Raw genomic sequence first — 17,678 nt, forward strand, 5'->3', positions numbered from 1 at the left:
CGTGCGCGCGCCCGGCGGCGGGCAGGGCGTCGCTGAGCGCACCCAGCTGGCCTGGAGCCGCACCTCGCTGGCGGTGCTGGTCAACGGCGCACTGTTGCTGCTGCGCTATCCGCAGGAGGGCGAGGTGGGCCGAGCGGACATAGCCTTAGCGGCACTCTCTGTAGTTATAGCGGCACTCACGGTATGTTTTGGCCGAGTGCGATCACGACAGATCGCCGCACACCGAGATGATCCTCCTGGTCCACGCACAGTGGTCATATTGGCACTGTCCGGAGCAATCGCCCTTTATGCAGCGGCGATCGTGGCTAACCTTCTGCTGCGCTGACCCGAATTGATCAAGAACTTGGTGTCCTGGCGCACGCTGCGATAACGTCATTCCACGACGCGGATACTCCAGACAGCGGGTTGATGCCATCTCGAAGGATTATCGAGGGTGGTGCCCAGTGGCGGATTACAGTCGACTTCCAGGTCCGGTGGAAGATCATTGGCAGTGGCAGGCGCAAGGCGCGTGCCGAGGCCTGCAGACCACGATGTTCTTTCATCCCGAGTACGAGCGCGGCCCGACGCGGCTGCGCCGGGAGCAAGAGGCCAAGGCCGTCTGCCGGCGTTGCCCGGTCATCGACCGGTGCCGGGAGCACGCCCTCCAGGTGCACGAGCCCTACGGCATCTGGGGCGGCTTGTCGGCCGAGGAGCGCAAGGACCAGCTCCGCGCCCGCCGCCGGGCCGAGACGATGCCCGGCGCGGCCCGCAGCAGCGGTGACGGTGCGGCGACGGTCAATCCTCGCAAAGGTGTAGAGGCTAGCTAAAACTCTGGTTCACGCTAGGCACGATGGCCCGGTTTCGCTTCGGCGAAACCGGGCTGTCGGCCGCTCCACAGTGCACACCCGCAGGACGCTGCCCACGTCCAGGTACTGTTGGCAAAGGTCGTCGGGGCCTGGTTGTGAGTGTTGCAGTGGTGAGATTTGAGGTGTCACATGCGCAGTAGCGTCCCCTCGCGGAAGCGCACTTTTCACGCGGTGCGAGCGACGCTCGTCGGGCTGGCCCTCGTCGCCAGTGGCCTGGTTGCCATCACCACGGCCGGAGCATCCGAGCTGACGGTCGAGCCGGTCCCCAGCGGGGTGGCCGCGCCGGTGGCCAGCGTGACCGTTCCTGCGGCCGAGGGTCCGGTGGTCGTCGCCCCTGCCGGCCTCCCCGTGGTGGCTGGCGAGCAGTACGTCGTGGAGAACGACGAGGTGTGCAGCACCGGCTTCGCCGTCACCGCCCGCAGCGGAGCCGAGGGGTTCATCACCGCCGGGCACTGTGGCCGGGCCGGCAACGCGGTGCAGACCGCCGGCGGGGCCGAGCTGGGCAGCATCGCGGCCACCAGCTTCCCGGAGACCGACTTCGGCTGGGTAGCCATGCTGCCCGGCTTCACCGGCACCGGCACGGTCAGCCAGCACGACGGCACCACCGTCCCGGTGCGAGGCGCCGCGCCCGCCGCGGTCGGCGACCCGGTGTGCATGTCCGGGCAGGCCTCAGGCTGGCACTGCGGGGAGGTCGTGGCGCTGGACCAGACCGTGCAGTACGACCAGGGACTGGTCAGCGGGTTGACGGCCACCTCGATCTGCTCCGACGCCGGCGACTCCGGCGGCGCCTTCATCAGTGGCAACCAGGCCCAGGGGGTCGTCTCCGGCGGAGTCGGCGACTGCGCGACCAACGGCACCACGTACTTCCAGCCGCTCGGCCCGGTGCTGGACGCCTACGGGCTGAGCCTGCGAGTCGGCAGCTAGCTCCTCCCGACAGCCAGCACCGCCCGACCGGGCCGGCGCGAGCTCTGGGTCAGTCGCGCAGGGCCGCGGCCAGCTCGGCGGCGGCGGCGCGGGGGTCGGCGGCCGTGGTGATCGCTCGCACCACCGCAACCCGGGTGGCGCCGGCCGCCTGCACCTCCGGCAGCCGGGCGGCGTCGATGCCGCCGATGGCAAACCACGGCCGCTGCGCGCCATGGGCGGCGGTGGCCCGCACCAGGTCCAGGCCCGGCACCTCACGGCCGGGCTTGGTGGGCGTGGGCCAGCACGGTCCGGTCGCGAAGTAGTCCACACCCGGTGCCAGGTCCGCGTCCTGGGCCTGCTCCAGGGTGTGGGTGGAGCGGCCGATGATCATGTCCTCGCCCACGATCTCCCGCGCCATGGCCACCGGCAGGTCGTCCTGGCCCAGGTGCAGCACGTCGGCCCGGGCCGCGGCGGCGAGGTCGGCGCGGTCGTTGACCGCCAGCAGCGCGCCGTGCCGACGGCAGGCTGCGGAGAGCACCGCCAGGGCCGCCAGCTCCTCGCGTGCCTCGAGCGGACCGAGCTGCTGCTCACCGGCGGAGTCCTTGTCGCGCAGCTGGATGATGTCCACCCCACCGGCGAGGGCGGCGTCGGCGAAGGCGGCGAGGTCACCCTTCTCCCGACGCGCGTCAGTGCACAGGTAGAGCCGGGCAGTGGCGAGTCGCTGGCGGATGTGCATGTTGCCGAGGCTAGCGACTACGGTGGCTCTCGGTACGCACGGGAGTCCCGCACAGGGGGCTGAGAGGGAGCTGGGAGCTCCGACCGTCGAACCTGATCCGGATCATGCCGGCGCAGGGAGCGAGGAGAACAGATGCGTGTGCACGACCGTGGACGCCTGAGCGTCGTCGGGGCTGGTGGCGTGGGTCTGTCCGTGGCCTGGCGGGCCGCCTGCGCGGGTTGGCGCGTACGGCTGCACGACCCCCTTCCCGCCCGCGGTGCCTCCTGGGTGGCGGGCGGAATGCTCGCCCCGCTCACCGAGGGCTGGCCGGGCGAGGAGGACGCCCTCGTCCTCAACACCGACTCGCTGCACCGCTGGCCCGACTTCGCCGCCGCGCTGAGCGCCGGCGCTGGGACGGACGCGGGCCTGGGTGCCGCGGGAACCCTGGTGGTGGGCCTGGACAGCGCCGACGTCGGTGAGCTGGCGGTGCTCGCGGAGTGGCTGGCCGCACGCGGGCGCACCGTCACCGAGCTCGGCCGCCGGGAGCTGCGGGAGCGCGTACCCGCACTGGCCCAAGGCATTCGGCGCGGCCTGGACGTTCCCGGTGACCTCGCCGTGGACAACCGGGCGCTGCTCGCGGCGCTGCAGGCGGCCTGCCTGGCCGCCGGGGTGGAGCTGGTGCACGAGGCCGTCACCGACCTGGCCGCACTGCCCGCCGACCAGGTGGTGCTCGCCGCCGGTGCCGGCTCACCCGCCCTGGTGCCCAGCCTGCCGGTGCGCGCGGTGAAGGGCGAGATCCTGCGCCTGCGCCACCGCCGCAGCGTGCTGCCCGCGCCCGGCTGCACGGTGCGCGGCGTGGTCCACGGCCGGCACGTCTACCTGGTGCCCCGCTCGGACGGCATCGTCGTGGGGGCCACCCAGCACGAGGTGGGCGAGGACCGCGACGTCACCGTGGGTGGGGTGCGCGACCTCATCGCCGACGCCGAGGCGGTGCTGCCCAGCATCGCCGAGTACGAGCTCACCGAGGCGATCGCGGGGCTGCGGCCGATGACTCCGGACAACCTGCCGCTGATCGGCCGTCTCGACGAGCGCACCGTGGCCGCCACCGGCCACGGCCGCAACGGCCTGCTGCTGCTCCCGCTCACCGCTGACGCCGTGCTGGCCGAGCTCGACGGCAGCCCGCTGCCGGAGGCGGCGCCCGCCCATCCCAGGAGGTTCTCATGACCGTGACCGTGAACGGCTCAGCGCGTGAGCTGGCCGCCGGCTGCACCGTGGCCGAGCTGCTGCTCGCCGAGGGCGCACCGGAGAAGGGGATCGCGGTGGCCCTCAACGGCACCGTCGTCCCCCGAGGCCGGTGGACCGCAGAGGTGCCGGCCGGCGCCGTGGTGGAGATCGTGACGGCGGTGCAGGGTGGCTAGCCGGGACCAGCACCAGCCGGCCGACACCGGGCTGCGCATCGCCGACCGCACCTACCGGTCCCGGCTGATCATGGGCACCGGCGGTGCGGCCAACCAGTCGGTGCTGGAGCGGGCGCTGCTCGCCTCCGGCACCGAGCTGACCACGGTGGCCATGCGCCGCGTCGACGCCGCCGGCGGCAGCGGAGTGCTGGAGCTGCTGCGACGCAACAACATCGACGTGCTGCCCAACACTGCTGGCTGCCGTGGCTCGGCGGAGGCGGTGCTCACCGCCCAGCTGGGCCGCGAGGCGCTGGAGACCAGCTGGGTGAAGCTGGAGGTGGTGGCCGACGAGCGCACGCTGCTGCCCGACGCGGTGGAGCTGCTCGACGCCGCCGAGCGGCTGGTGGACGACGGCTTCACCGTGCTGCCCTACACCACCGACGACCCGGTGCTGGCCCGCCGGCTGCAGGACGTGGGGTGTGCCGCCGTCATGCCGCTGGGCTCGCCCATCGGCACCGGCCTGGGCATCGCCAACCCCCACAACATCGAGATGATCGTGGACGCCGCCGAGGTTCCGGTGATCCTGGACGCGGGCATCGGCACCGCCAGCGACGCTGCGCTCGCCATGGAGCTGGGCTGCGACGCGGTGCTGCTGGCCACCGCGGTCACCCGGGCCCAGCACCCGGAGCTGATGGCGCAGGCCATGGCCGCGGCCGTCATCGCCGGCCACGCCGCCCGCCGGGCGGGTCGCATCCCGCGCCGCTTCTGGGCGCAGGCGTCCTCACCCACCCTGCCGGGGAAGGACGCATGAGCCAGGCCGTGCCGCCGCCCAACGTGCTCAGCATCGCCGGCACCGACCCCAGCGGCGGCGCAGGCATCCAGGCCGACCTCAAGGCGTTCTCCGCGCTCGGGGCCTACGGCACCACGGTGATCACCTCGCTGGTCGCGCAGAACACCCACGGCGTGCACTCGGTGCACCAGCCGCCCGCGGCCTTCATCACCGACCAGCTGGACAACCTCCTCGCCGACGTGCGAATCGCCGCGACCAAGACCGGCATGCTCGGCACCGCCGAGGTGGTGGAGGTGGTGGTCGACGGCCTGCGTCGGCACGCGCACGGCTACCTGGTGGTCGACCCGGTGATGGTGTCCACCAGCGGCCACCGGCTGCTGGCCGCCGACGCGGTGCACGCGGTGCGCACCCAGCTGCTGCCGCTGGCCGACCTGATCACCCCCAACCTGCCCGAGGCTGCCGACCTGCTCGGCGAGGACGAGGCCACCGACGAGGCGACCATGCTCGAGCAGCTGCACCGGCTCGGCGAGCTGGGCCCGGCAGTGCTGCTCAAGGGCGGCCACCTCGACGGCGACGACAGCGTGGACCTGCTGCTGCTCGACGGCGAGGTCACCCGGCTGTCGGCGCCCCGGGTGCACACCCGCAACACCCACGGCAGCGGCTGCACCCTGTCCGCGGCCATCACCGCCCTGCGCCCGCAGCGCCCGGACTGGTCCAGCACGGTCACCGAGGCCAAGGAGTACCTCTCCGCGGCCTTCCGCGCCGCCGACCGGCTGGACGTGGGCACCGGCCACGGCCCCCAGCACCACTTCCACGCCTGGTGGCCGACCCCGTGACCGGCCCGTGACCACCGCCACGCTCACCGCCACGCCGGTGCGCACCCTCGGGCTGCGCTCGCAGCTGGGCCTGTGGGGCAACCTGGGCATCTCCCTGCTGCTGCCCGTCGCCGCCACCTACATCGTCCTCAGCGGACAGTCCCTGCTCGCCACCCTGCTGGCGGTGGTGGTGGGAGCGGTCATCGGCAGCACCCTGCTCGGCCTGGCCGCCGCCGCGGGCGCACGCACCGGCGCCCCGGCGATGGTGCTCATGCGCGGCCTGCTGGGCACCCGGCTGTCCAGCCTGCCCACCGCGGCCAACCTGGTGCAGTGCGTGGGCTGGGCGACCTTCGAGATCTTCGTGATCGCCGAGGTGGCCACCCAGCTCACCGACGGCCCGCGCTGGGTGTTCGTGCTCGTCGGCGGAGTGCTGGCCACGGTGATGGCGCTCCACCCGCTGGGCGTGGTGCACCTGCTGGCCCGCTACGCGGTGTGGGCGGCGGTCGCCTCCACCGCGTACCTGCTGGTGCAGGTGCTGCGCGAGCCACTGCCCGGACTCACCGACGGCGACTTCGGCGGCTTCTGGCTCAGCGTCGACCTGGTGATCGCGCTGCCGGTGTCCTGGGTGCCGCTGGCGGCGGACTACGCCCGGCACTCCCGCTCGGCCACGGCGTCGTTCCTCGGGGCCAGCGTCGGCTACGGCACCGCCACCATCCTGTTCTTCGCCCTCGGCGTGCTGGCCGTCAAGGTCTACGGCGTCACCGGCTTCGACGTGGTGGCCCAGCTGCTGCTGCTGCCGGTGGCCGTGGTCGCGGTGCTCATCCTGGTGCTCGACGAGCTGGACGAGGCGTTCGCCAACCTGTACTCCACGGCCGTCAGCGCGCAGAACCTGCGACCGGGCTGGGACCGCCGCCACCTGGTGCTGGGGGTGGGGGCGCTGGCCACCGTGCTGGCGCTCACGGTGGACGCCACCGGCTACGAGCCGTTCCTGTTCCTGCTCGGCGCCGTCTTCGTTCCGCTGACCGCCACCTTCCTGGTTGCCTACTACCTGCTGGCCCGCCGCTCCCGCACCGGGTGGGACGTCTCCGCCGGCGCCCCCGCGCGGTGGGAGATGCTGCTGCCCTGGGCCGTCGGATTCGTGGCCTACCAGCTGGTGGCGCCCACCGCGCTCACCGGCTGGGCGCAGGGCTGGACCAGCTGGTGGACCGCGCGACAGGCCGACGTCGGGCTCTCCGGCAGCGGCTGGTCGGCCTCGCTGGTGTCACTGGCCGTGGCCGGTGGGCTCACCGTGGCGGTGGGGCTGGTGTCGCAGCGCGTGCGCCGGACGGTGCGCGCATGAGCACGCTGTCGCAGCGCCTGCACCGGCTGGGGGAGCCGCTGCTGCAGCAGCAGCTGGCGCACCCCACGGTGGTCGGCATCGGCCGCGGTGACCTGGACCGCGACGAGTTCGGCCGCTGGCTGGAGCAGGACTACCTCTACCTGCTCGACTACGTGCGGGTGTTCAGCCGGCTGGCCTGGCAGGCGCCGGAGGAGCACCTGGGGGAGCTGGTGGACCTGGCGCACAGCACCTGGCACGAGGAGCTGGACCTGCACCGCGCGCTGGCCGCACCCTTCGGCGCGCAGCTGGACACCGCCACCAAGAGCCCGCAGTGCGCGGCGTACACGGGCTTCCTGCTCAGCTCGGCCGCCGACTACGGCACCGGCCTGGCCGCGCTGCTGCCCTGCATGTGGGGCTACTCCCAGCTCGGACAGCGCCTGGCCCAGCACCCGCCGGCCGACCAGCAGTACCGGCAGTGGGTGGACACCTACGCCGACCCCGGGTTCGCGGAGCTGGCCCGCCGGTGCGGGCAGATGCTGGACGACGCCGATCCCGACCCGGTCCGTGCCGAGGCGGCGTTCCTGCAGGCGATGCGCCACGAGCTCGACTTCTGGGACGCCCGGTGAGCGCCGCCCCCGCCGCCAGCACCAGCACCGCCGAGCAGCTGGTGGCCGGTCAGGCTCAGCTGTGGCACAAGTGCCTGACCCACCCGTTCGTGCTGGCCACCGCGGAGGACTCGCTGCCCCCCGGCGCCTTCGACCGCTGGCTGCTGGCCGACCACCACTTCGTGGTGCAGTTCCGCCGCTTCCTGGCCGGGGTGCTCGCCCAGGCTCCGGACGAGCCCGCCCGGGACGTGCTCGCCGGCGGCATCACCGCCCTCACCCCGGAGCTGGCGCTGTTCCGGGAGCAGCTGGCCGAGCGCGGGCTGGCGCCGCACACCTACCGGCCCACGGGGGCCGCGCTGGCCTACACGTCCTTCCTGCTGGCCAGCCTGGCCGACGGTTACGGCGTGGCCGCCGCGGTGCTCTACGGGGTGGAGAAGGCGTACTTCGACGCCTGGACCGCGGTGCGCGAGCGGGCGGCGCTGACCAGCTCGCCCTACCGCGGGTTCATCGACAACTGGTCGGCCCCGGCCTTCGGTGCCTACGCCGACGACCTCGGCGCCCTGCTGGGCCAGGGCGCCCCGACACCGCAGCAGGAGCAGGCCTTCGCCCAGGTGGTCAGCTTCGAGCTGGCCTTCTGGGACGAGGTGCACACCGGGTAGACCGGTCTGGTCGACCCAGGCTCAGTCCACCTCGGCGACCGCCTGGGCGAACTGCGCGGCATACAGCTGCGCGTAGGCGCCGTCGGCGGCCAGCAGCTCGGTGTGCGTGCCCTGCTCCACGATGCTGCCGGACTCCATCACCAGGATGACGTCGGCGTCGCGGATGGTGGACAGCCGGTGGGCGATGACGAAGCTGGTGCGGCCCTGGCGCAGCGAGCTCATGGCCCGCTGGATGAGCACCTCGGTGCGGGTGTCCACCGAGCTGGTCGCCTCGTCCAGGATCAGGATGGTCGGCTGCACCAGGAAGGCCCGGGCGATGGTGATCAGCTGCTTCTCGCCCACGCTGACGCTGGAGCCCTCCTCGTCCAGCACCGTCTCGTAGCCCAGCGGCAGCGCCCGCACGAAGCGGTCCACGTGGGTGGCCTCCGCAGCCGCCTCCACCTGTGCTCGGGTGGCACCGGGCACGCCGTAGGCGATGTTGTCGGCGATGGTGCCGCCGAAGAGCCAGGCGTCCTGCAGCACCATGCCGGTGCACGCGCGCAGCTCCTCGCGGGCCATGGCGGCGATGTCCACCCCGTCCAGGGTGATCCGACCACCGGTCACCTCGTAGAAGCGCATCAGCAGGTTCACCAGCGTGGTCTTGCCGGCCCCGGTCGGGCCCACGATGGCCACCGTCTGGCCCGGCTGCACGGTGAGGGAGAGGTGCTCGATCAGCGGGGTCTGCGGGTCGTAGCGGAAGGAGACGTCCTGGAAGGCCACCCGCCCGTGCAGCTCGGCGGGGCGCTGCGGCAGCTTCGGGTCGGGCTCCTGCTCCGCGGCGTCGAGCAGGGCGAAGACCCGCTCGGCCGAGGCGACGCCGGACTGCAGCAGGTTGGCCATGCTGGCCACCTGCGTGATGGGCTGGCTGAACTGGCGGGAGTACTGGATGAAGGCCTGCACGTCGCCCAGCGACAGCGCACCCGTGGCCACCCGCAGCCCGCCGACCACGGCCACCAGCACGTAGCTGAGGTTGCCGATGAAGGTCATCGCCGGCTGGATGGTGCCGGAGATGAACTGGGCCTTGAAGCTGGCCTGGTACAGCGCGTCGTCGTGCTCGTCGAAGGTGGCGATGGCCTGGTCCTGACGGCCGAAGACCTTGACCAGGGCGTGGCCGGTGTACATCTCCTCCACGTGTGCGTTGAGCCGGCCGGTGCTGGCCCACTGCTTGACGAACTGCGGCTGCGCCCGCTTGCCGATCATGGTGGCCACCACCACCGACACCGGGACGGTGATCACCGCGATCAGCGCCAGCAGCGGCGAGATCACCAGCATCATCACCAGCACCCCGATGATGCTGAGCAGCGAGCTGACGATCTGGCTCAGCGTCTGCTGCAGCGACTGGGCGATGTTGTCCACGTCGTTGGTCACCCGGCTGAGCAGCTCCCCGCGCGGGTGGCGGTCGAAGTAGCTCAGCGGCAGCCGGGACAGCTTGTGCTCGGCGTCCTCGCGCAACCGGTAGACGCTGCCCTGCACCACGGTGGCGGTGATCCGGCCCTGCAGCAGGCTCAGCAGCGAGGCGCCCAGGTAGACGGCCACGGCGAGCAGCAGCACCCGGCCCATGGCGTGGAAGTCGATGCCCTGGCCGGGCACCACGTCCATCCGCGCCACGATGTCGGCGAGGTTGCCCTCGCCGTCGGAGCGCAGCCGCTGGACCGCCTGGTCGGTGCTGGTGCCCTCCGGGATGGAGCGGCCGAGGATGCCGGCGAAGATCAGGTCGGTGGCCCAGCCCAGGATCAGCGGACCCAGCACGGTGAGGCCCACGCTTCCCGCCGCCAGCAGCAGCGACACCAGCACCAGCGCCCGCTGCGGTCGCAGGGTGGACAGCAGCCGCAGGCCGGAGCCACGGAAGTTCATCGCCTTCTCCACCGGCGCGCCCATGCCCGGGCCCGGTCCGGGGCCGCGGCGTGGTCCAGGGTGGCTCATGCCGCCTCCTCCGCGGTGAGCTGGGACAGCACGATCTCCTGGTACACGCCGTTGTCGGCCATCAGCTCCTCGTGCGTGCCCGAGCCGACCACCCGGCCGGCGTCGAGCACCACGATGCGGTCGGCGCCGCGAATGGTGCTCACCCGCTGCGCCACGATCACCACCGTGGCGTCGGCCGTCTCCTGCACCAGCGCGGTGCGCAGCGCGGCGTCGGTGGCGTAGTCCAGCGCGGAGAAGGAGTCGTCGAAGAGGTAGATCTCCGGGCGGTGGGCCAGGGCGCGGGCGATGGCCAGCCGCTGGCGCTGCCCGCCGGAGAGGTTGGAGCCGCCCTGGGCGACCCGCGAGTCCAGCCCGTCGGCCAGCTGGGCCACGAAGTCGCTGGCCTGGGCCACCCGCAGGGCGTGCCAGAGCTCGTCGTCGGTGGCGTCGGGGTTGCCGTAGCGCAGGTTGGAGGCGACTGTGCCGCTGAACAGGTACGGCTTCTGCGGCACCAGGCCGATGGCGGTGGACAGCGTGGGGCCGTCCAGCTCGCGCACGTCCACCCCGTCCACCAGGACGGCTCCCGCGGTGGCGTCCATCAGCCGGGCCACCAGGTTGACCAGCGTGGTCTTGCCGCTGCCGGTGGCCCCGATGATCGCGGTGGTCTCCCCGGGTCCGGTGCGCAGGGTGATGCCCTGCAGCACCGGCTGCTCCGCACCCGGCAGCCGGTACTCCACGTCGCGCAGCTCCAGGTGGCCGCGCTGCAGCCCGCGGGTGACCGGGCGGGTGGGCAGCACCACGCTGGAGGCGGTGTCCAGGACCTCGCGCAGCCGCTCGGCGCAGACCTCCGCGCGCGGCACCATCATGAACATGAAGGTCGCCATCATCACGGCCATCAGGATCTGCATCAGGTAGGTGAGGAAGGCGGTGAGCGCGCCGATCTCCATGGCGCCGCTGTCGATGCGGTGCCCGCCGAACCAGAGCACGGCCACGCTGAAGACGTTCATCACCAGCATCACCAGCGGGAACATGTACGCCATCAGCCGCCCCACCCGGAGCGAGACGTCGTAGAGCTCGCCGTTGACCTCGGCGAAGCGCTCCTGCTCGGCGCGGTCGCGGACGAACGCCCGGATCACCCGCACCCCGGTGATCTGCTCGCGCAGCACCTGGTTGGTGGTGTCGATGCGGTCCTGCACCACCCGGAACAGCGGTCGCAGCCGGGAGACGATGATGGTGACGATGACGCCGAGCAGCGGCACGGCGAGGACGAGCAGGCCGGACAGCGGCACGTCCTGCTCCAGGGCCAGCAGGATCCCGCCCACGCACATGATCGGCGCGGTGACCATCAGCGTGAACGTCATCAGGGCCAGCATCTGCACCTGCTGCACGTCGTTGGTGGTGCGGGTGATCAGCGACGGCGCCCCGAAGCGGCCCATCTCCCGCGCGGAGAAGGTGAGCACCCGGCGGAACACCGCCGAGCGCAGGTCGCGGCCCACCGCCATCGCGGTGCGCGCCCCGAGGTACACCGCGGCCACCGCGCAGGCGATCTGCACCAGGGTGACCGCCAGCATCCAGCCGCCGATGCGGACGATGTAGCCGGTGTCGCCGAGCACCACGCCGTTGTTGATGATGTCGGCGTTGAGGCTGGGCAGGTACAGGGTGGCCAGCGTCTGCAGCAGCTGCAGCGCCACCACCCAGCTGATGTCGCGACGGTAGGGCGCCAGGGTGGAACGCAGGAGCTGGATCAACAAGGTGGGGCCACGCCGCTCTCGTCCGGGCCCGTCGCTCGTGGCGGGTCGACCCCTCGATTGAACCACCCGCCCGTGCGGGGGCTCCCACCCCTTTTCCCTGCGGGCACCCGCGGCGGTCGTGGTGGCTGCACGGGTCAGGTGGATCAGGACGAGCGGGAGGCCGGCCGGCCCAGCATCGTCGTGAGCATCAGCTGCTCGACCCGGTGGTGCGCCTCGGCGGTGGGGGAGAAGCGCAGGAGGCGACCGACGTCGAGCACCAGGCCGAAGGCGGCGTGCACCAGGAAGCGGGCCTGGGCCGCAGCCAGGTCCGGGCGCACCTCGGCGAGCAGGTGCACCCACTCCTCGACGTTGAGCCGCTGCATCGTGCGCAGCGTCGCGCGCTGGTCGGCGGGCAGGTTGCCGATCTCGGCGAAGTACACCGACATCAGCTCGCTCTGCGCGAAGGAGAGCTCCACGTAGACCTCGACCAGCCGGGCCAGCCCCTCCTGCGGACTCCGCGAGGCCGCCAGCGACGAGGTGATCGCCTGGGTGAGCCTTTCCGAGGCGCGGTGGAAGGCGGTGGCCAGCAGGTCGCTCTTGCTGGCGAAGTGCCGGTACACCCCGGAGGCGTTCATCCCCGCGGCGGCGCCGATCTCCTCGATGCTCACCTCGTGGTAGCCCCGGCGGTGGAACAGCGCCACCGACTCCTGCAGCAGCACCTCGCGCTTGGACGCCACCGCCAGCCCCACCCGTGCCGGCGGAGCCTCGACGCCCGGCTCGCTGGGCAGCTCGCAGCGCAGCACCGACCAGCAGGCCTGCAGCAGCAGCGCCCGCGCCCGGTCCGTGGAGAGGGTGCCGCGGTGCGCGGTGGTGCTGGCGATCACGCTGAGCGCCGCCACGCCGAGAACCTGGGCGTCCCGGGCGGTCAGCTCCGGGCGCAGCTGGCTCAACGGGTCCACCAGCCGACGACTGACGCGAGTGATCTTCTCCCTCAGCCGCGCGCGGTCCGCCGGCCGCAGGTACCGGCCCTCCCAGCGGTAGAGCCCACCGGTGCGCCGGTTGTCCAGGGTGGTGGCGATGATGGCCAGCAGCGCGTGGCGCAGCTGCTCCTCGGCGTCCTCGGCCGGTTGCTCCGCTGCCTCGTCAGTCGCAGCCACGAGGGCGTCGGCCAGGGTCATGGCGGCGTGCCGGAACAGTGCGTACTTGTTGGGGAAGTGCCGGTAGAGGGCCGGCCCGGAGATCCCCAGCCGGGACGCGATGTCGGCCACGCCGACCGCGTGGTAGCCGTTCTCGCTGAACGCCTCGGCCGCCGTCGCGGCGATCTGGGCCTTGCGGTTCTTCGGCCGCCGGCGGACCGGAGCCACGTCCGCTGGCGGCGCGCCGGTCGCTGGCTCACTGGTCACGGGACTCCCCGGTGCGGGTCGGGAGCGCGGGGCGCGGGTGCGCTCGGTGCGGGTGGAGCAGGCGGCACGGTGCGGCGATGTTACCCGAGGCTGCACCTGCTGGTTCCGACGTCGGAGGTCCCCGCAGCTGGGCGGGGGGCGCGAGCGTGCACCACGAGCACCCTGTCCGCCCGGTGTTGACAACGGCGTGCGTTGCGAGGATGTTAACCGCCATTCTGACGTCGTGAGCAAAGGACGATTCATGGGGCGCTCCGAGATCCCGTTCGACTCCGCGGGCGGTTCGGCGTGCTGAGCACCCGGTGCGCGCAGGGGTTCAGGCCGTGCCGCCCCGAGGTGCAGGGCGTGCTGACGTGGGTCGGCCGCGCGTGAGCGGGCTGCTGGTGAGCCGGGAGGGCGGCGTCCTGCGGCTGACGATCGACCGGCCGGAGCGGATGAACGCCCTGGACGGGCCCACCGCCCTGGCGCTCGCCGACGCCCTGACCAAGGACGCCGTCCAGCCCGACGTGCGGGTGGTGGTCATCGCCGGCACCGGCGGCGCGTTCTGCACCGGTGCGGACGTGCTGGCCATCGCCAGCGCCGAGCCCCCGGCCAACCAGGCGGAGGCGGACGCCCGCGCCCAGCAGACGATGGACACCGCCAACCGGCTGGTGCGGGCCATCATCGAGCTGCCGCTGCCGGTCGTCGCGGCGGTCAACGGCCCCGCGGCCGGGCTCGGGGTGTCGCTGGCGCTGGCCTGCGACCTGGTCTACGCGGCCGAGGAGGCCTACTTCCTGCTGGCCTTCGCCAACGTCGGGCTGATGCCCGACGGCGGCGCCAGCCTGCTGGTGCCGGCAGCGCTCGGCCGGGCACGGGCCAACGCGATGGCGCTGCTGGCCGAGCCGATGACGGCCGAGCACGCCTGCGCGACGGGACTGATCAACGAGGTGCTCCCTGCGGCGGAGCTGGCTGAGCGGGTGGACAAGGTGGCCCGCCGCCTGGCGCGCGGGCCACGGCGTGCCCTCGAGCTCACCAAGCGCGCCCTCACTGCGTCCACCCTGGCGCTGCTGGAGGACGCGCTGGAGCGGGAGTCGGTGGGGCAGCGGGAGCTGCTGGGGTCCCCAGACTTCGCCGAGGGCATCGCCGCGGTGCTCGAGCACCGGCGCACTCGGTTCGCCTGAGCGAACAGCGGCAAACTTCAGCACGTCTCGCGGCTAAGGATCGTGCGTCGTGCGAAGAATGATGGTTAACAAGGGCGGACGCCCGGTGGTCATGGTTGTGTAATACTCGTCACAATCACGGCCGAGTGCGGGCTCGCTCTCGCGCCGGTCAGCTCTGGTGAGAGGAACCCCTCGATGACTGTCTCCGCCGACCCCACCGCCGACCTCACTGCCGACCCCGCTGCTGATCTCACCGCCGAGCCGCTGCGGTCGCGGCGCAGCAACTGGAACAACCAGGTCCGCCGGCACGCCCTGATGAAGCCGGCTGCGGTAGCGCTGCGCTTCGAGGGCGCCGCCACCAGCTGGAGCGAGCTCGACGGCCGGGTCACCGCCTTCGCCGACGCGCTCAGCCGCCGCGGCGTGGGCTTCGGCGACCGAGTGCTCATCGTGATGCTGAACCGCCCCGAGTACCTCGAGGTGGTGCTGGCCACCAACCTGCTCGGGGCCATCGCGGTGCCGGTCAACTTCCGGATGACCCCACCGGAGATCGCCTTCCTGGTGCAGGACAGCGGTGCCCGGGCCGTCGTCGCCGACGCCCTGCTGGCCCCGCTGGTGGCCAAGGTCCGCGAGCAGGTGAGCGAGCTGGAGGTCAGCATCACCGTCGGTGGCCCCGCCGAGGGCGACGTGCTCGGCTACGAGCAGCTGCTCACCGAGACCGGTGCGGCGCACGCCCCGGTGGACGTCCCGGACGACACCCCGGCGCTGATCATGTACACCTCCGGCACCACCGGCCGGCCCAAGGGCGCGGTGCTCACCCACGCCAACCTGCAGGCCCAGGCCTTCACCTGCATCCGGGCCCTGCAGATGCACGGCACCGACGAGGTCGGCTTCTGCGCCGCGCCGATGTTCCACATCGCCGCGCTGGGCAGCCTGGCGCCGTCGCTGCTGCTGGGGGTGCCCACCGTGGTGCACCCGACGGGCGCGTTCGACCCGGGTCAGCTGCTGGACGTGCTGGAGGCCGAGGGCGTGACCACGCTGTTCCTGGTGCCGGTGCAGTGGCAGGCGGTGTGTGCCGAGCAGGCGGCCCGGCCCAGGCAGCTGCAGCTGCGGGTGATCTCCTGGGGCGCGGCCCCGGCCTCGGACACGGTGCTGCGAGCGATGGCGGAGACCTTCCCGGAGGCGCTCAACGTCGCGGTGTTCGGCCAGACCGAGATGTCGCCCATCACCTGCGTGCTCGACGGCGAGGACGCGCTGCGCAAGCTGGGCTCGGTGGGCCGGGTCATCCCCACCATCCAGGCCCGGGTGGTGGACGACGAGATGAACGACGTCCGCCCCGGCGAGGTCGGCGAGATCGTCTACCGCGGCCCCACGCTCATGCAGGGCTACTGGCAGAACCCGCAGGGCACCGCGGATGCGTTCCACGGCGGCTGGTTCCACTCCGGCGACGTGGTGCGCCAGGACGAGGAGGGCTTTGTCTTCGTCGTCGACCGCAAGAAGGACATGATCATCTCCGGCGGGGAGAACGTCTACTGCGCCGAGGTGGAGAACGTGCTCTACGAGCACCCGCAGATCGCCGAGGTCGCCGTCATCGGCCGACCCGACGAGCGCTGGGGCGAGGTCCCGGTGGCGGTGGCCGCGGTCACCGGCGGTGAGCTGACCATCACCGAGCTCTCCGCGTGGCTGGACACCCGGCTGGCGCGCTTCAAGCACCCCAAGGACCTGGTGGTGGTGGACGCGCTGCCGCGCAACGCCAGCGGCAAGGTCGTCAAGGGCGAGCTGCGCTCGGCCTATCCGAAGGTGGGAGCCGGCTCGGTCTGACCCGGACAGGGCTGCCCAGGTCAGTCCAGCGCAGGTCGGTCCAGCGCAGCCTGGCGGCGGGCCAGGCGACCGATCCCCGGGACGAACCGGCCGACCCGGGCCGCGTGCTCGGATTAGGCGCTGCCGTGCACAGCCAGCAGGTACGGCTCCTCGACGACCCGGACCTGCAGCTGCAGGGCCACGAGGAGCAGCACCAGCCCGGCCACGGCGACGGCGACGACGTTCGGGCTGAGCAGCACCAGGGCCGAGCCCGGTCAGGCTCATGGCGGTGAAGATGGGGTTGCGCGCCACGGCGAACGTGCCGGTGACCACGAGATCGGTGCGCTCACTCGCGTCGACGCCGATGCGCCGAGTGATCGCCGCCACAAGAGGGTGGTTCGGGCGCCGGCGAAACACTCCGGCCACTCGCCGGTAGCAATCCGGCCATCAGCGTGGCGTTCAGTGCGCTGAGCAACACTGGCAGATGCACCGACACACGCAGCGCGGAGGACGAACATGAAGGTAGTGGTGGTCGCGGGCAACCCGAAGCCGGGCTCACGCACGCTCGAGGCGGCAACCCTGGTGGCCAGCGCGCTCACCGGCGAGGAGCCCGCCGAGGTCATCGACGTCATCACCCTGGGGCCGGGTCTGCTCGGCTGGGGTGATGCCGGGGTGCAGGCGGCGGTGGCGACCGTGCAGGCGGCGGATCTGGTGGTGGTGGCCAGCCCGACGTTCAAGGCGACCTACACCGGGGTGCTCAAGCTCTTCCTCGACCAGTTCGCCACCGGCGACGGGCTGCGGGGCGTGGTGGTGGTCCCGCTGATGCTCGGGGCCGGACCCACGCACGCGATGGCGCCGGACCTGTTCCTCAAGCACGTGCTGGTCGAGCTGGGGGCCACTGCGCCGGCACCGGGACTGTTCCTGCTTGACTCGACGTACAGCAGCGATACTCGAGTCGCCGACTACGCGGCCCGGTGGGGAGCTGTGCTCACCGCCGCCGCCAGCTCACGAACGGAGACTTCATGACCACCCCCAGCACCTTCGACCAGGGCGAGCTGCGCAACGCCTTCGGACAGTTCCCCAGCGGCGTGGTGGCGGTGTGCGCCGAGATCGACGGCACCCCCGTGGGCATGGCCGCCAGCAGCTTCGTCGCGGTGTCCCTGGAGCCGCCGCTGGTGGCCTTCTGCGTGCAGAACACCTCGTCCACCTGGCCGCGGCTGCGGGCCTGTCAGCGCATCGGCATCAGCGTGCTGGGGGAGGCCCACGACGGCGCCGCCCGCACCCTGGCCGCCAAGACCGGCGACCGCTTCGCCGGGCTCACCCTGCGCACCAGCGACGACGGTGCGGTGTTCATCGAGGGCGCGACCACGTGGCTGGACACCACCGTCACCGAGGAGGTCCCCGCTGGTGACCACGCCATCGTGCTGATGGCGGTCAACTCCTTCGAGGTGCTGCAGGACGTGGCGCCGATCGTCTTCCACGGCAGCAAGTTCCGCAAGCTCGCCGCCGACGCGGGCTAGCCGCTGGCCCCGGCACCTCAGCGTGTCGGGGCGGTGGCGGTGAACGCATGGCTTCCTCCCTGACTCCTCGGAGCAACACCGAGGAAACCTTGCCCTCCTAGGTT

General features: G+C 72.3%; 19 protein-coding genes and 1 riboswitch. Of the genes, 14 read left to right on the forward strand and 5 right to left on the reverse strand.

Features of this window, described 5'->3' with window-relative positions:
• Position 1: 1 nt before the first annotated feature.
• The 3 genes from ELX43_RS02110 (at position 2) to ELX43_RS02120 (ending at position 1,769) form a co-directional block, all read left to right on the forward strand.
• Positions 2-325, forward strand: coding sequence for a DUF202 domain-containing protein (locus tag ELX43_RS02110; RefSeq protein ID WP_206518073.1), 324 nt, complete (start codon positions 2-4; stop codon positions 323-325).
• A 118-nt stretch (positions 326-443) separates the two neighbouring features.
• Positions 444-806, forward strand: coding sequence for a WhiB family transcriptional regulator (locus tag ELX43_RS02115; protein ID WP_127781931.1), 363 nt, complete (start codon positions 444-446; stop codon positions 804-806).
• A gap of 168 nt (positions 807-974) precedes the next feature.
• Positions 975-1,769: a S1 family peptidase gene (locus tag ELX43_RS02120; RefSeq protein WP_127781932.1), complete on the forward strand. Its 795-nt coding sequence runs from the start codon at positions 975-977 to the stop codon at positions 1,767-1,769.
• 49 nt (positions 1,770-1,818) lie between these two features.
• Here the strand turns inward: ELX43_RS02120 and thiE are convergent, their stop codons facing one another.
• Entirely contained in the window at positions 1,819-2,484 is a 666-nt protein-coding gene (gene thiE, locus ELX43_RS02125; protein ID WP_127781933.1) for a thiamine phosphate synthase, read from the reverse strand.
• 28 nt (positions 2,485-2,512) lie between these two features.
• Positions 2,513-2,620, forward strand: a riboswitch (TPP riboswitch).
• Between thiE and thiO the strand changes: the two genes are divergently transcribed.
• The 7 genes from thiO (at position 2,617) to ELX43_RS02160 (ending at position 8,047) form a co-directional block, all read left to right on the forward strand.
• The gene (thiO, locus tag ELX43_RS02130) at positions 2,617-3,687 is read left to right on the forward strand and encodes a glycine oxidase ThiO (protein WP_127781934.1); all 1,071 of its coding nucleotides are present in this window, start codon (positions 2,617-2,619) and stop codon (positions 3,685-3,687) included. Its footprint overlaps the riboswitch before it by 4 nt.
• Positions 3,684-3,881, forward strand: coding sequence for a sulfur carrier protein ThiS (gene thiS, locus ELX43_RS02135; protein WP_127781935.1), 198 nt, complete (start codon positions 3,684-3,686; stop codon positions 3,879-3,881). Before thiO ends, thiS begins: the two co-directional genes overlap by 4 nt.
• Entirely contained in the window at positions 3,874-4,671 is a 798-nt protein-coding gene (locus tag ELX43_RS02140) for a thiazole synthase (RefSeq protein ID WP_277601710.1), read from the forward strand. The genes thiS and ELX43_RS02140 overlap by 8 nt, the downstream gene beginning before the upstream one ends.
• The gene (thiD, locus tag ELX43_RS02145) at positions 4,668-5,486 is read left to right on the forward strand and encodes a bifunctional hydroxymethylpyrimidine kinase/phosphomethylpyrimidine kinase (RefSeq protein WP_277601711.1); all 819 of its coding nucleotides are present in this window, start codon (positions 4,668-4,670) and stop codon (positions 5,484-5,486) included. The genes ELX43_RS02140 and thiD overlap by 4 nt, the downstream gene beginning before the upstream one ends.
• A 7-nt stretch (positions 5,487-5,493) precedes the next feature.
• Positions 5,494-6,804 carry a cytosine permease gene (locus ELX43_RS02150; protein WP_127781936.1) on the forward strand — a complete coding sequence of 437 codons (1,311 nt, stop codon included), beginning with the start codon at positions 5,494-5,496 and terminating at the stop codon, positions 6,802-6,804.
• Positions 6,801-7,409: a transcriptional regulator gene (locus ELX43_RS02155; protein ID WP_127781937.1), complete on the forward strand. Its 609-nt coding sequence runs from the start codon at positions 6,801-6,803 to the stop codon at positions 7,407-7,409. The genes ELX43_RS02150 and ELX43_RS02155 overlap by 4 nt, the downstream gene beginning before the upstream one ends.
• Positions 7,406-8,047, forward strand: a complete 642-nt coding sequence (locus ELX43_RS02160) for a transcriptional regulator (RefSeq protein WP_127781938.1) — start codon at positions 7,406-7,408, stop codon at positions 8,045-8,047. The genes ELX43_RS02155 and ELX43_RS02160 overlap by 4 nt, the downstream gene beginning before the upstream one ends.
• Before the next feature lie 21 nt (positions 8,048-8,068).
• Here ELX43_RS02160 and ELX43_RS02165 read toward each other — a convergent pair whose 3' ends face one another.
• From ELX43_RS02165 to ELX43_RS02175, 3 genes are all read right to left on the reverse strand, one after another.
• Positions 8,069-9,964, reverse strand: coding sequence for an ABC transporter ATP-binding protein (locus ELX43_RS02165; protein WP_127784596.1), 1,896 nt, complete (start codon positions 9,962-9,964; stop codon positions 8,069-8,071).
• Positions 9,965-10,005: 41 nt separating this feature from the next.
• Positions 10,006-11,739, reverse strand: coding sequence for an ABC transporter ATP-binding protein (locus tag ELX43_RS02170; RefSeq protein ID WP_164860553.1), 1,734 nt, complete (start codon positions 11,737-11,739; stop codon positions 10,006-10,008).
• A gap of 143 nt (positions 11,740-11,882) precedes the next feature.
• Positions 11,883-13,121, reverse strand: coding sequence for a TetR/AcrR family transcriptional regulator (locus tag ELX43_RS02175; protein WP_241249639.1), 1,239 nt, complete (start codon positions 13,119-13,121; stop codon positions 11,883-11,885).
• Positions 13,122-13,471: 350 nt separating this feature from the next.
• Between ELX43_RS02175 and ELX43_RS02180 the strand changes: the two genes are divergently transcribed.
• Positions 13,472-14,278 (forward strand): enoyl-CoA hydratase, encoded by an 807-nt coding sequence (locus ELX43_RS02180; protein WP_206518074.1) that lies wholly within the window; start codon positions 13,472-13,474, stop codon positions 14,276-14,278.
• 174 nt (positions 14,279-14,452) lie between these two features.
• On the forward strand, positions 14,453-16,075 hold the full coding sequence (gene fadD5 / locus ELX43_RS02185) for a fatty-acid--CoA ligase FadD5 (RefSeq protein ID WP_127781940.1): 1,623 nt from the start codon (positions 14,453-14,455) through the stop codon (positions 16,073-16,075).
• A gap of 113 nt (positions 16,076-16,188) precedes the next feature.
• Here the strand turns inward: fadD5 and ELX43_RS18140 are convergent, their stop codons facing one another.
• On the reverse strand, positions 16,189-16,314 hold the full coding sequence (locus ELX43_RS18140) for a hypothetical protein (RefSeq protein ID WP_277601712.1): 126 nt from the start codon (positions 16,312-16,314) through the stop codon (positions 16,189-16,191).
• Between the two features lie 256 nt (positions 16,315-16,570).
• On the opposite strand from ELX43_RS18140, the gene ELX43_RS02190 reads away from it, so the two are divergent.
• Together ELX43_RS02190 and ELX43_RS02195 are read left to right on the forward strand one after the other, a co-directional pair.
• Positions 16,571-17,080 carry an NAD(P)H-dependent oxidoreductase gene (locus tag ELX43_RS02190; protein WP_127781941.1) on the forward strand — a complete coding sequence of 170 codons (510 nt, stop codon included), beginning with the start codon at positions 16,571-16,573 and terminating at the stop codon, positions 17,078-17,080.
• Entirely contained in the window at positions 17,077-17,574 is a 498-nt protein-coding gene (locus ELX43_RS02195) for a flavin reductase family protein (RefSeq protein ID WP_127781942.1), read from the forward strand. The genes ELX43_RS02190 and ELX43_RS02195 overlap by 4 nt, the downstream gene beginning before the upstream one ends.
• Positions 17,575-17,678: the final 104 nt, after the last annotated feature.

This window comes from Rhodococcus sp. X156, from assembly GCF_004006015.1.
Lineage (GTDB): Bacteria > Actinomycetota > Actinomycetes > Mycobacteriales > Mycobacteriaceae > X156.